Raw genomic sequence first — 13,096 nt, 5'->3', positions numbered from 1 at the left:
CGTGACCACCACCGCCGACCTGCTCGCCCGCCTCACCGGCCCCGACGCCCCGGCCTTCGCACTGCTGCACCGCCGCACCCCGCGACTCGCCCCGGACACCGTCGAGGTGCTGCTGGGCACCGTCGGCACCTACGAGCACCTCGCCGACCTGCCGGTCCGCTCCGGCGCGCCGGAGGGCGGCCCGGTCCACGACCTGCTCGCGCTCGTCCCCTACCGGCAGATCCGCGAGCGCGGCTTCGAGGCGCACGACGACGGCACGCCGCTCCAGGCCCTCGCGGTGACCGAGCAGTACGCCCTTCCGTTGGCCGAATTCATGGCCGCACTACCGCAGTTGCCGGTCACACTGACGGACGGCTCGTTCGACGTGGACGACGCCGCGTACGCCGACATCGTCCGCCGGGTGATCCGGGACGAGATCGGCAACGGCGAGGGCGCCAACTTCGTGATCCGGCGCGACTTCACGGCCACGCTGGAGAACTTCTCGCCCGAGCTCGCCCTCACCCTGTTCCGCCGCCTGCTCGACCAGGAGCGCGGCGCGTACTGGACGTTCCTCGTCCACACCGGGGAGCGCCTTGCCGGAGGCGAGCCGGGTCGCTGCCTGGTCGGCGCCTCCCCCGAGGTGCACGTCCGGCAGAGCGGCGGCACCGTCGTGATGAACCCGATCTCCGGCACCTACCGCTATCCGGCGGGCGGCTCGGACATCGACTCCCTCCTCCGGTTCCTGCACGATCCGAAGGAGCTGGAAGAGCTCACGATGGTCGTCGACGAAGAGCTGAAGATGATGTGCACCGTCGGCGACCTCGGCGGCCAGGTGCTCGGCCCCCGGCTCAAGGAGATGTCCCACCTCGCCCACACCGAGTACGAACTGCGCGGCCGCACCTCGCTGGACGTCCGGGACGTGCTCCGCGAGACGATGTTCGCCGCCACCGTCACCGGCAGCCCGGTCCAGAACGCCACCCGCGTCATCCGGCGCTACGAGCCCGGCGGACGCGGCTACTACTCCGGCGCGCTCGCCCTCATCGGCCGCTCGGCCAGCGGCGGCCAGCTGCTCGACTCCCCCATCTGCATCCGCACCGCCGACATCGACCCGGCCACCGGGCGCCTCGTCGTGCGGGTCGGCGCCACCCTCGTCCGGCACTCCGACCCGGAGTCCGAGGTCGCCGAGACGCACGCCAAGGCCGCCGGGGTGCTCACCGCGATCGGCGCCCGGCCCGTGCCCGCCCGGCTGCCCAACCCGGGCGGGCCGCGCCTCGGCGACGACCACCGCGTCCAGGCCGCGCTCGGCGCCCGGCGCGGCGGCCTCGCGCCGTTCTGGCTGCGGATGCAGGCCCCGGCCGAGATCACCGAGCCCGAGCCGACCCTCGTCGTCGACGGCGAGGACACGTTCACCGCGATGCTCGCCCACCTGCTCACCTCGCTCGGCCACCGGGTCTCGGTCGTCCGCTACGACGAACCCGGGCTGCGCGCCCGGGTCGCCGCCCACCCCGGAGCGCTCGTGCTCGGCCCCGGGCCGGGCGACCCCCGGCTCGCCGACGACCCCAAGATGGCCGTGCTCCGGCCGATCGTCGCCGACACCCTGGCCGCCGTCCGCTCCGGTGCCCGGACGGCGCCGCTGCTCGCGGTCTGCCTGAGCCACCAGCTGCTCGCCGCCGAGCTCGGGCTCGGGCTGGCGCGCAAGCCCGTCCCGTACCAGGGCGCGCAGGAGACCGTCGACCTGTTCGGGACGAAGCGCACGGTGGGCTTCTACAACACGTTCACCGCACGCTGCACGGACGCCGACGCGGCCCGGCTCGCCGCCGAGGGCGTCGAAGTCGCGCGCGACGCGGCCACCGGCGACGTGCACGCGCTCCGCGGGCCCGGCTTCGCCGGCCTCCAGTTCCACCCGGAGTCGGTGCTGACCCGCGAGGGCGTGGACATCGTCGCCGCCCTGCTCCGCCAGACGGCGGCCGCGCGGCGCTGAGGGGCCGGGCGGCGGGATCCGGGCAGAGCGCCCGCTCGGATCCCCCCGCCGGAGGCGCCGCTCGGATCTCGTCAGATCTCGTCGTCCAGCCCCTGCTCGATCGCGTACCGCACCAGCTCCACGCCCGCCCCCGAAGCCCGGCCCCTCCGAACCGCCGGAGGCACCCCTCAGATCTCGTCGTCCAGCCCCTGCTCGATCGCGTACCGCACCAGCTCCACCCGGTTGTGCAACTGCAGCTTCCCCAGGGTGTTCTGCACGTGGTTCTGCACCGTCCGGTGCGACAGCACCAGGCGCTCGGCGATCTGGCGGTACGACAGGCCCTTCGCCACGAGCCGCAGGACCTCCGTCTCGCGGGCGGTCAGCTGGGGCACGGCCGGGGCGGAGGCCGGGGCCGGTTCGGCGGCCAGGCGGCGGAACTCGCCGAGCACCAGGCCGGCCAGGCCCGGGGTGAAGACCGCGTCGCCGACGGCCGTGCGCCGCACCGCGTCCAGCAGCTCCTCCCGCCCGGCCGACTTCACCAGGTAGCCGGTCGCGCCGGACTTCACGGCCTCCAGCACGTCCTGGTGCTCGCCGCTCGCGGAGAGCACCAGCACCCGCACCGACGGGTCGTGCGCCACGACCTGCCGGCACACCTCGGCGCCGGGCAGGCCGGGCAGGTTGAGGTCGAGCACGACCACCTGGGGCGTGCAGGCCCGGGCCCGGCGGACGGCCTCCTCGCCGTCGCCCGCGGTGGCCACCACGTCCAGCCCGGCCTCGGCGAGGTCGCGCGAGACGGCGTCGCGCCACATCGGGTGGTCGTCCACGACCATCACCCGCACCGGCCGTTCGGCCGCCGGATCAGTCGCTGGCTGGTCGGTCATCGGAGCCCTTCCTCGGGACGCGCAGTTCGACCTCGACGCCCTCCCCGGGCGCCGAGTACAGCTCGGCGGTGCCGCCGAGGTCCAGCAGCCGGCCGCGGATCGACTGGCTGACGCCGAGCCGTCCGGCCCGCTCCGCCTCGCCGAGCCGCCCGGCGGCGAAGCCGGGGCCGTCGTCGCGGATGCTGACGGTGACGGCCTCCGGCTCGTCCTCGACCAGGATCCAGGCGCGGGCGGCGGGACCGGCGTGCTTGCGGACGTTGTCGACGGCGGCGCCGACCGCCGCGGCCAGTTCGCCGACGGCGGGCGCGGGCAGCAGGACGGGTGTGCCGGGGGCGGAGATCGTGATCCGCTCGTCCGCGTACGGGCGCAGCAGCGCGGTGAGGTCGCCCGGCTCCTCGACGGCCTGCGGTGAGCGGCGGGCGGGGATCGGGCCGCCGGTCATCAGCGTCCGCAGGGCGCGCTCCTGTTCGCCTGCGAGGCGGCCGAGCTCGGCGAAGTCGGCGCCGGCGCCGGGGCGTTCGGCCTGCTCGGCGCCCCGGCGCTGGACCAGCGCGAGCACCTGGAGGACGCCGTCGTGGATGTCCCGGGAGAGCCGCTCGCGCTCGCGGGTCGCGGCCTCGACCTGGAGGGCGCGGGTGAGCGCGGCCTCGCTGGCGCGGGCGAGTTCGATGACGTAGCCGATCGCGCAGCCGGCCACCATCAGCAGCACGATGTTGTGGACGTTGTCGGCGGTGATGCCGCCGTGGCCGAGGATGTTGGCGACGCCGATCACCGAGCCGGCCGCCGCGGCCCAGCGCCAGCCGCCCTTGCCGGCGAAGCCGAGCACCGTGCCCGCGGCCCAGATGGTCGGCAGGGTGGTCGAGCCGTGGCTGATCCGGACCGGGTCGTCGGTCTGGCCGCTCATCACGATGCCGGTGACGGCCATCGCGAGGTCGGTGCCGAGGACGTACCACGTGCAGCGCTGCGGGCCGGCGAAGGCCCGGGTGCTGGCAAGGGTCCAGAGGGTGAGCGCGCCGAGGTAGATCCAGCCGGCGACGGGGTGCAGGAAGTGCAGGTAGGAGTGGAAGTAGCGGAGCAGGGCGTAGCACAGGGCGAGGACCCGGAAGTAGGACATCGCCCGCCAGAGCGGGAGTTCGACCGACATGCCGCCGGCCGCGGCGGTGCCGCCGAGCCCCGTGCCACCGGCACCGGAGCCGCCGCCGGCGCCCACCGCCCCGGTTCTGCCGCCGTCCGTCATCCGCCCGCCCCTCCCCTGGGCCTCCGGGTGGTCCGTCAGGCCGACCCGGTGTCCTTCTGCTCCTGCGTCTTCTCCGCCTCGGCGGCCTTCTCGGCTTCCGCGGCCTTCTCGGCCTCGGCCGCCTTCTCCGCCTCGGCCTTCTCCGCCTTGGCGGCGGCCTTGCGCTCGGCGTCGGCGCGCTTCTTGTCCTCGGAGATCTGCCGCTTGGCGGCCGTCGCGTAGATGTCGACGTACTCCTGGCCCGAGAGGCGCATGATCTCGTACATCACCTCGTCCGTCACCGAACGGAGGATGAAGCGGTCGTTCTCCATGCCCTGGTAGCGGGAGAAGTCCAGCGGGCGGCCGATCCGGATGCCGGGGCGGATGCCGAAGTTGGGGACGACCTGGCCGGGCGGCTGCACCTTCTCGGTGTCGATCATGGCGACCGGGATGACCGGCGCGCCGGTGGCCAGCGCGACGCGGGCCAGACCGCCGACCTTGCCGCGGTACAGCTTGCCGTCGGGCGAGCGGGTGCCCTCGGGGTAGACGCCGAAGAGCTCGCCGCGGTCCAGGACCGCGATCGCGCTGCGGATCGCGGCCTCGCCGGCGCCGCGCACCCCGGAGCGGTCGACCGGCAGCTGGCCGACGCCCTTGAAGAAGGCGGCGGTCAGCCGGCCCTTGAGGCCCGGGGTGTTGAAGTACTCGGCCTTCGCGATGAAGGTGACCCGGCGCTTGATCAGTGCCGGGAAGAAGAACGAGTCCGAGAAGGACAGGTGGTTGCTCGCGATGATCGCCGCACCCTCGGTCGGGATGTTCTCCTCACCCTCGATCCACGGCCGGAAGAAGATCCGAAGCAGTGGCGCGACGATCATCTTCATCAGTCGGTAGAACAACCCGGGCCTCCTGTATTGCGGACCGGTCGATCCTAATGCCCCGTGAGCGCGGCCCGCGCCCCGCCCCGCTCGCCGGGTGGACGCGGGGCGCACGCCCGGGGGTGTACGACCCGGCGGAGCGCGTGGGACGATGCGAATTCCGCAGCCTCCAGTTCCAGCGTCCCCTCCCCCAGCGCCGCCCGCCCGCGAAGGAGCCCGCCATGCCGTTGCTGCCCGGTGCCGAACCGTACCGCCACCGGGGCGGACCGGTGGGGGTCCTGCTGTGCCACGGCTTCACCGGGTCGCCGCAGTCGATGCGCCCGTGGGCGGAGCAGCTGGCGGCGGCCGGGCTCACGGTCTCCCTGCCGCTGCTGCCGGGGCACGGCACCCGTTGGCAGGACATGCAGGTCACCCGGTGGGAGGACTGGTACGCCGAGGTCGACCGGGAGCTGCGGGTGCTCGCCGAGGAGTGCGAGCAGGTCTTCGTCTTCGCGCTGTCGATGGGCGGCGCGCTGGCCCTGCGGCTGGCCGCGCTGCACGGCCCGACGGTCTCCGGACTGGTGCTGGTCAACCCGTCGGTGCGCTCGGACAACCCCGCGAGTGTGCTGCTTCCGGTGCTGCGCCACCTCGTCCCGAGCGTCCCCGGGATCACCGACGACATCGCCCGGCCCGGCGTCACCGAGGGCGGCTACGACCGGACGCCGCTGGACGCCGCCTGGTCCCTGGGCAAGCTGTGGCAGGAGGTCCAGCGGCGGCTGCCGGAGGTGACCCAGCCGGTGCTGCTGTTCCGCAGTCCGCAGGACCACGTGGTCTCGCCGGCCAACTCGGAACTGGTGCTGGCCCGGATATCCTCGACCGACGTGACGGAGCGGCTGTGCCAGCGCAGCTTCCACGTCGCGACGCTGGACCACGACGCGGCGGAAATATTCAGGGGCGGCCTGGACTTCATCCGACGGCTGGCTCCCGCGCACGCGGCGGGCGTCAACCGGGTCGAATCCGACGATCACCATGGCTGAAGGGCCGGAAGTGCACGAGAGCAGCACGGCGGGCGGCGGGGACGAGGCACCCCGCGAGGACGGCACGACCGACGGGGCGACGAACGACGCGGCGGGGAGCGGCGTCGGCGGCGGCACGGCGGCGGACGGGGCCGGCGAGGCCCCCGCGGAGCCCCGGCCGCGGCGCGCGCCCGAGCGCAGCCAGGCCGAACAGGACGAGATCTTCGCCGCCCTGGTGGCCCAGTTCGACGACCCCGTCGACCTGAACAACCCGAACTGGCCGGAGATCGAGAACCTCCGGGCCCGGGGCGAGCTGAAGGGCGGCTACAAGGACGGCGCCGGCCAGGGCGCCCCCGACGACCTCTCCGACCTGGCCCCGCAGCCCCGCTCCCGGTCGGGCGGCCCGGTGCTGCCGGCCGCCGGCGGGGGCCCGCGCGACTTCGAGCTGTCCGAGGAGACGGACGAGGGCCACTTCATCCCGCCGGATCCGGAGCCGCTGCCGCCGGCGGACGTGACCACCAAGTTCGCGTGGCTCGCGGTGCTCGGCGGCCCGGCGCTGCTGCTGTTCGACGCGGTGGTGTGGCGGGAGATCTCCGGCTGGCCGGCCTGGGTCGGGTTCAGCGCCTTCCTGGGCGGCTTCGTGACCCTCGTGGTCCGGATGAAGGACCGCGACGAGGACGAGCCGGAGGACCCGGACCACGGCGCGGTCGTGTAGCCGGTGCCGTGGCCGGGCGGGTCCGCCGTGTTGCGACCCCCGGCGCATCATTAGGGCTCGGGGATCTCCAGCACGGCGAGCACCGGCAGGTGGTCGGTCGCGGCCCGCAGGTCCGCCTCGGTGACGCCCGGCAGCCCGTGCGGCACACCGCAGGCGCGCACGGTGATCCCGGGCGTGGCGAAGACGGCGTCGATCCGCTGGTAGGGGCGCTCCGGGACGGACGTGAACTCGCCGCCCCAGGGCGCCGTGACGTGCCCGTCCTGGAGCCGCGAGGCCAGCAGCCGCCACCCCTCGCCGTCCGGGTGCTCGTTGAAGTCGCCCGCGATGACGCCGAGTTCGGCGATCCCGAGCTGGTCGAGCAGCAGCTCGAACTGCCCGTACCGCTCGTCGGCGTCCAGGCTCAGGTGGCAGCTGGTGACGGTGAACGGCGCCGAACCGGGCAGCCGGAGCAGCGCGGTGGCGAAGCCGCGGGCGTGCAGGCCGCGGGTCTTGGGCAGGAAGCGGTCGTGCACGCCGAGCACCTCGACGGCGCCGGGCCGGCCGAGCAGCAGCGGCCCGGCCGCCGTCCGGCCGCCGCCGGCGAGGACGGCCGTCCCGGTGCGCCGCGCGAGCCACCCGGCCTGGCCCTCGGGGCGCCAGTAGCGCGGCGATTCCTGGATGCAGATGAGGTCCGGCTCGCACGCCCGGATCACCCGGACGAGTGCTTCGCGGTCGTCGCGCAGCGAGCGGACGTTGTAGCCGAGCAGCCGCAGTCGGCGCGGGCCGGGCCCGGGCAGCGGTGCGGTGGGTGCCGTCGTCATGTTCCTCCCCGTCCGTGATCGGTGGGACCGACCGTACGGCAGCCCGGGGACGTGCGACGGCGGCGGCGCGTCCGGAGGTGGTCGGGGTCCGGTCGCACCGCCGCCGGCGGGCTCTTCTTCTTCGAGGGGTGGAGCGGGTCAGACGGTGCGGGCGAGGTCGGCCGCGCCGGCGATGCCGGCGGCCGAGCCCATCGAGGCCAGGACGACCTCGGCCCGCGGGCGGTGCACGCCGCCGGTCAGGTAGTGCTCGAAGGCCTTGGCGACCGGGTCGAGCAGCAGCCGGCCGGAGTCGGAGACGCCGCCGCCGAGGACGAAGACGCCCGGGTCGAAGAGCGCGGCGAGGTCGGCCATGCCGCGGCCCAGCCAGTCGGCGAGCTCGGCGTAGCACTCCAGGGCGAGCGGGTCGCCCGCCTCGGCGGCCTCGGTGATGTGGATGCCGCGGATGGTCTCGGCGACGCCGTCGTTGAGCTCCAGCATCCGCCGGCCGCGGACCGGGTCGGCGGCGGCCTTCTCCCGGCCGTAGCGGCGCAGCGAGCGCCCGGAGCCGTACTGCTCCCAGCAGCCCTTGCCGCCGCAGCCGCACTGCAGGCCGTCGGGGACCATGTTGAGGTGGCCGATCTCGCCGGCCACGCCGAACCGGCCGCGGTGCAGCCGGCCGTCCAGGACGATGCCGCCGCCGATGCCGGTGCCGACGGTGATCAGGACCATGTCCTCGTGGTCGGCGGCGGCGCCGAAGCGGAACTCGGCCCAGGCGGCGCAGTTGGCGTCGTTCTCGACGACGGTGTCGAGGCCGGTGAGCTCCTCGATCCGGCCGCGCAGCGGCTCGTTCTCCCAGTCGATGTTGGGCGCGAAGATCACCGTGGAACGGTTGCGGTCGACGAAGCCGGGGGCGCCGACGCCGACGGCGGTGACGTCGGGGTGCTGCTCCTTGAGCTCGCGCACGGCCTGCGCGATGGCGTCGACGGCCCACTGGGGGTCGGCCGGGGTGGGCACCCTGGTCCTGGCGAGGATCGCGCCCGCCTCGTCGACCACACCTGCCGCGATCTTGGTCCCGCCGACATCGACGCCGATGGTCAGAGCCATGTGTCCCTCAGCTATTCACTCGTTCCCGCTGGACGGAACGGTACCGCCCAAACACGCCCTCGTACACAGCCTCGCATACATTAGCCGAAGACAATCCGGGACCAACCGGGCCGTGACGCTTCAAAAGTCTTACGAATACTCCCGGTTCGTCACGCTCGGGGGTGAGGTCGTCACCCGTCAGGGGTTACGGATTCACTGCTTGGTGGACGGCTCGTCGGGGCTGTCGAGGTCGATCCGCTCGCTGGCGGCGCCGTCGCCCGCGGTCCAGCGGCGCTCGTGGCCGGCCACGGCGGCGCGGTAGGCGGCCAGCAGCTCGGCGCCGGCGGCGGCGAGTCCGGAGCCGGCGGCCGCGAGGTGCCCGTAGACCTCCGGCTTCTGCTCGCGCAGCCGGTCGGCGAAGCCGGCCAGGGTGATCAGGGTGTCGGCGCCCGCCTCCTGGGCCTTCTGGCCGAAGGCGTCGGCGAACCGGCGCACCTCGTCCACCAGCGGGCCGACCTCCGGGCCGAAGGGGTGGGCCTGCGTGTCCCCGGGACCGCCCGCCGCGCCGTCCGCGTCGGCGTCCGACGGCCCGCTCGCCGCCTGGTCCGTCGCCCCGCTGGTCGGTCCGTTCGCCGCCTCGTCCGTCGACCCGTCGGTCGACCCGTCCGTCGGCTCGGTGCGGTCGGTGCTGGTCATCGCGGGGCCTCCTCTGCTGCGGCCGCACCCCGCGGCCACCGGCCACCGACGCTACCCGAGGCGCGACACGGCCCCGCGGCGCAGGAGGACGTCAGCCCCGGGGCCAGAGCGCCGGATCGGGCGCGAACCGCACCGTGAGCACCCCGTCGGTCAGCCCCGCGCCCGCGACGGTGCAGCGGCGCAGCGCCGACGGCAGGGCGAGCACCCGGCGGTGGGCGCCGAGGCCGACCACCAGCTCGTCGCCACGGCGCACGAGGTCCAGGTCGGCCCGCTCGGCGCCCGGCAGCGCGAGGTGCCACACCAGCAGGCCCTCCTCGGCGAGCCGGTCCTCCACCGGCCAGGGCTCGGCGGCCAGCGGCTCGGGGCCGGGTCCGTCCCCGTAGAGGCGGTCGGCGACGGCCTCCAGGGTGACGTCGGCGAGCCCGGTGACGAGGACGGGGGCGTCGCTCGCCGCCGTCAGCGCGGCCAGTTCCTCGCGGCGGCGCTCGGCCAGCGCGGCCAGCCACGGGTCGGGCGACTCCAGCGCCTTGTCCGGCAGCGCGCCGTGCACCACGACGGCGTCCGGCCGGTGCCCGTGCAGGGCCAGCCCGGCGCGGATCCGCCGCAGGTCGTCGAACGGATGGCCGTCGGCCGACACGACGAGGCGGACGCTGGTGCCGGGCGAGGTGATCGCGGCCCGGGACTCGGCGAGCACGCCGGCGGCCTTGCCGCGGCTCTCGTACAGCCAGTCGGCGGGCATCGGGACGCCGGCCAGTCCGGCCAGCAGCGGGCGCAGCGCCCGGGCGGCCTGGCGCTGCTCGGGGACCAGCCGGTCCAGGTAGCGCTCCAGCTGCTCGGGCAGGGCGAGGGCGCCGATCAGCTCGGCGGGCGGCGGGGCGAGCACGACCAGGACGTCCCCGTCGGCGGCGGGCAGGGCGCGCAGCAGGGCGATCCGGGCGATGCCCGGGAGGGCGGTGAGCTCCTCGGGGTCGAGCGGCTCGGCCCCGAGCAGGTCGAGGGCGGGCTTGAGGCGCCCGGCGATCTCGCCGAGGGCGTGCCGGAAGGCGGCCTGCTCGTCGATCCGGGAGACGGTCAGGCCGGGTGCGTACCGCAGCGGTTCGGGTTCCAGGCGGACGCCCAGCACGGAGTCCAGCGCCCGGTGCGGGTCGTCGGCGGCCAGCAGCCAGACCCGCCGGCCGCCGCGGGCGGCGTGCAGGGCGGTGGCGGCGGCCACCGCGGGCGCGCCCGCGTCGCCGCTGACCAGGATGGTGCGTGTCGCCGTCATGCCGTCGGGCCCCCGTTCCGCGCCGTCAGCCCTGGGCGGGCTTCTTGCCGCCGCCGTCCTCGACGCGCTTCTTCAGGCCGGCCAGCGCGCGGTCGATGATGACCTTCTCGGCCTTGCGCTTGATCATGCCCAGCATCGGGATCTTGACGTCCACGGCGAGCTGGTACGTGACCTCGGTGCGGTCGGCGCCGAGCGGGGCGAGGGTGTAGGAGCCGTCGAGCGAGCGGAGCATCTGGCTGCGCACGAGGGTCCAGCCGACCTCGCGGTCGCCGTCCCAGGTGTAGGCGAGGACGTGCTCGTCGCGGATGGCGCCGGCGTCGAGCAGCAGGCGGACCTTCGAGGCGCGGCCGTCCTCGGCGGCCTCCAGGACCTCGATCTCCTTGACCTCGCCGGTCCAGGCCGGGTAGGCGGCGAAGTCGGCGATCACGGCCATGACCGTGGCCGGGGTCGCGTCGATGGTGATGCTCGACCTGGTGTGCTCCGCCATGGAATGGCCCTCCGACTCGGTCCCTCTTGCCTGCCGCCCCGGTCGAGGCGTGCTCGCCCGGGTGCGCCCGGAGCAGGCTATCGCGACCGGCGATCGACTCGGCCGCACGGGCACCGGGCGGCGGACGGCGGACGCCCGCGGGCGCCCGGCGGCGGCGCATGTTACCGGCCGGTCGCCCGGCCCTGCCGTAGGGTGCCAGTCGAACGACCCGGTCACGGCCTGGTCCGACCCGGCCGGGTGTGACACTTCGAACACCGGGGCCGACCCCCCTGGCCGAAGCTGCCTACCGGGCAGTAACGTCCTGCCGTCCCGCAGCGTCGCGAACGAGGAGCAGTCTTGCTCGACTTCAGCCTTCCGGCCCTCTACCAGGTACCGAGCGGCGGTAACCTCTCCGACCTCGTGCACCAGAACGCCGAGCGGTACCCGGACGTCGTGGTGCTCAGCCGGAAGGTGGACGGCCGCTGGCAGGAGTTGACCGCGACCCAGTTCCTGGTGGAGGTGCACGCGGCGGCGAAGGGCCTGATCGCCTCGGGCATCCGGCCCGGCGACCGGGTGGGCGTCATGTCCCGCACCCGGTACGAGTGGACGCTGCTGGACTTCGCGATCTGGACGGCCGGCGCGATCACCGTGCCGGTGTACGAGACCTCCTCCGCCGAGCAGGTCGAGTGGATCCTCGGCGACTCCGGCGCGGTCGCCGTGTTCGCCGAGACCGACCAGCACCTCAAGGTGGTCGAGGAGGTCCGCGGCCGGCTGCCGGAGCTGGAGCACCTCTGGCAGATCGAGGGCGGCGCGATCGCCGCGCTGGCCGAGGCGGGCGAGGGCGTCGCGGACGCGACCGTCCAGGAGCGCCGTTCGACCGCCTCCGAGGACTCGATCGCCACCATCGTCTACACCTCGGGCACCACCGGCCGCCCGAAGGGCTGTCAGCTGACGCACGGCAACTTCCTGGCCGAGTGCGGCAACGTCGTCGAGCGCCTCACCCCGCTGTTCCGCACCGGCGAGAGCTCCGTCCTGCTGTTCCTCCCGCTGGCCCACGTGCTCGGCCGGATCGTCGAGATCGCCCCGGCGATGGCCCCGATCAAGCTGGGCCACGTCTCCGACATCAAGGACGTCACCGCCGAGCTGGCCTCCTTCCGCCCGACCCTCATCCTCGGCGTGCCGCGGGTGTTCGAGAAGGTCTACAACACCGCCCGCGCCAAGGCCCAGGCCGACGGCAAGGGCAAGATCTTCGACAAGGCCGCCGCGACCGCGATCGCCTACAGCCGCGCCCTGGACGCCGGCGGCGCCGGCCTCGGCCTGCGGATCAAGCACGCGGTGTTCGACAAGCTGGTCTACAGCAAGCTGCGCGCCGCCCTCGGCGGCCGGGCCACCCACGCCATCTCCGGCGGCGCCCCGCTCGGCGAGCGCCTCGGCCACTTCTACCGCGGCATCGGCTTCACCGTCCTGGAGGGCTACGGCCTGACCGAGACCTGCGCGGCCACCGCCTTCAACCCGTGGGACAAGCCGAAGATCGGCACGGTCGGCCAGCCGGTGCCCGGCGCCTCCGTGCGGATCGCCGAGGACGGCGAGGTCTTCTTCAAGGGCCCGCACGTCTTCACCGGCTACTGGAACAACCCGCAGGCGACCGCCGACAGCCTCAAGGACGGCTGGATGGCCACCGGCGACCTCGGCTCGCTGGACTCCGAGGGCTACCTGACCATCACCGGCCGCAAGAAGGAGATCATCGTCACGGCGGGCGGCAAGAACGTCGCCCCGGCGGTGATCGAGGACCGGATCCGGGCGCACGCGCTGGTCGGCGAGGTCATGGTGGTCGGCGACCGCAAGCCCTTCATCGGGTGCCTGATCACCGTCGACCCGGACTTCTTCCCCAAGTGGAAGGAGCTCAACGGCAAGCCCGCCACCGCGACGGTCGCCGAACTGCGCGAGGACCCGGACCTGCTGGCCGCGCTCCAGACCGCCGTCGACGACGGCAACGCGGCCGTCTCGCACGCCGAGGCGGTCAAGAAGTTCCGCCTGCTGGACACCGAGTTCTCCGAGGAGAGCGGCCACCTCACGCCGTCCCTGAAGCTCAAGCGCAACGTCGTCCTGAAGGACTTCGCGGCCGACGTCGAGGCGATCTACCAGAAGTAGCCGCCCCGGACGCGCGAACGGGCCCGCCTCCTCGTCGGG

12 protein-coding genes are annotated in these 13,096 nt (G+C 74.4%); 4 read left to right on the top strand and 8 right to left on the bottom strand.

The window, feature by feature from the left end; translation table 11 throughout:
• Position 1 precedes the first annotated feature (1 nt).
• Positions 2 to 1,960, top strand: coding sequence for an anthranilate synthase family protein (locus ACFVU9_RS39200; protein WP_387601878.1), 1,959 nt, complete (start codon positions 2 to 4; stop codon positions 1,958 to 1,960).
• Positions 1,961 to 2,127: 167 nt separating this feature from the next.
• Here ACFVU9_RS39200 and ACFVU9_RS39195 read toward each other — a convergent pair whose 3' ends face one another.
• From ACFVU9_RS39195 to ACFVU9_RS39185, 3 genes are all read right to left on the bottom strand, one after another.
• A complete protein-coding gene (locus tag ACFVU9_RS39195) occupies positions 2,128 to 2,820 on the bottom strand; it encodes a response regulator (protein WP_380446009.1) in 693 nt (230 codons plus the stop codon).
• Positions 2,798 to 3,964 carry a MacS family sensor histidine kinase gene (macS, locus tag ACFVU9_RS39190; RefSeq protein ID WP_380446030.1) on the bottom strand — a complete coding sequence of 389 codons (1,167 nt, stop codon included), beginning with the start codon at positions 3,962 to 3,964 and terminating at the stop codon, positions 2,798 to 2,800. The genes ACFVU9_RS39195 and macS overlap by 23 nt, the downstream gene beginning before the upstream one ends.
• A gap of 128 nt (positions 3,965 to 4,092) precedes the next feature.
• The gene (locus ACFVU9_RS39185; protein ID WP_380446008.1) at positions 4,093 to 4,929 is read right to left on the bottom strand and encodes a lysophospholipid acyltransferase family protein; all 837 of its coding nucleotides are present in this window, start codon (positions 4,927 to 4,929) and stop codon (positions 4,093 to 4,095) included.
• Between the two features lie 200 nt (positions 4,930 to 5,129).
• Here ACFVU9_RS39185 and ACFVU9_RS39180 point away from each other — a divergent pair, with 200 nt between their 5' ends.
• Positions 5,130 to 5,924, top strand: coding sequence for an alpha/beta hydrolase (locus tag ACFVU9_RS39180; protein WP_380498858.1), 795 nt, complete (start codon positions 5,130 to 5,132; stop codon positions 5,922 to 5,924).
• A gap of 10 nt (positions 5,925 to 5,934) precedes the next feature.
• Complete coding sequence (locus ACFVU9_RS39175) at positions 5,935 to 6,618, top strand: hypothetical protein (protein ID WP_387601874.1); 684 nt, start codon at positions 5,935 to 5,937, stop codon at positions 6,616 to 6,618.
• A gap of 50 nt (positions 6,619 to 6,668) precedes the next feature.
• Here ACFVU9_RS39175 and ACFVU9_RS39170 read toward each other — a convergent pair whose 3' ends face one another.
• From ACFVU9_RS39170 to ACFVU9_RS39150, 5 genes are all read right to left on the bottom strand, one after another.
• On the bottom strand, positions 6,669 to 7,418 hold the full coding sequence (locus ACFVU9_RS39170) for an endonuclease/exonuclease/phosphatase family protein (RefSeq protein WP_387601871.1): 750 nt from the start codon (positions 7,416 to 7,418) through the stop codon (positions 6,669 to 6,671).
• Positions 7,419 to 7,556: 138 nt separating this feature from the next.
• The gene (locus ACFVU9_RS39165) at positions 7,557 to 8,501 is read right to left on the bottom strand and encodes an ROK family glucokinase (RefSeq protein ID WP_380446004.1); all 945 of its coding nucleotides are present in this window, start codon (positions 8,499 to 8,501) and stop codon (positions 7,557 to 7,559) included.
• Between the two features lie 192 nt (positions 8,502 to 8,693).
• A complete protein-coding gene (locus tag ACFVU9_RS39160; protein ID WP_387601868.1) occupies positions 8,694 to 9,176 on the bottom strand; it encodes a DUF5304 family protein in 483 nt (160 codons plus the stop codon).
• Between the two features lie 91 nt (positions 9,177 to 9,267).
• On the bottom strand, positions 9,268 to 10,440 hold the full coding sequence (locus tag ACFVU9_RS39155) for an ArsA family ATPase (protein ID WP_387601865.1): 1,173 nt from the start codon (positions 10,438 to 10,440) through the stop codon (positions 9,268 to 9,270).
• Between the two features lie 25 nt (positions 10,441 to 10,465).
• Positions 10,466 to 10,927 carry an SRPBCC family protein gene (locus tag ACFVU9_RS39150; RefSeq protein WP_380446001.1) on the bottom strand — a complete coding sequence of 154 codons (462 nt, stop codon included), beginning with the start codon at positions 10,925 to 10,927 and terminating at the stop codon, positions 10,466 to 10,468.
• 336 nt (positions 10,928 to 11,263) lie between these two features.
• On the opposite strand from ACFVU9_RS39150, the gene ACFVU9_RS39145 reads away from it, so the two are divergent.
• Positions 11,264 to 13,057, top strand: a complete 1,794-nt coding sequence (locus ACFVU9_RS39145) for an AMP-dependent synthetase/ligase (protein WP_387601862.1) — start codon at positions 11,264 to 11,266, stop codon at positions 13,055 to 13,057.
• Positions 13,058 to 13,096: the final 39 nt, after the last annotated feature.

Origin of the sequence: Kitasatospora sp. NPDC057936, from assembly GCF_042887525.1 — a bacterium.
In the GTDB taxonomy this organism is placed as follows: domain Bacteria; phylum Actinomycetota; class Actinomycetes; order Streptomycetales; family Streptomycetaceae; genus Kitasatospora.
This window is presented reverse-complemented; position numbering and strand designations above follow the sequence as displayed.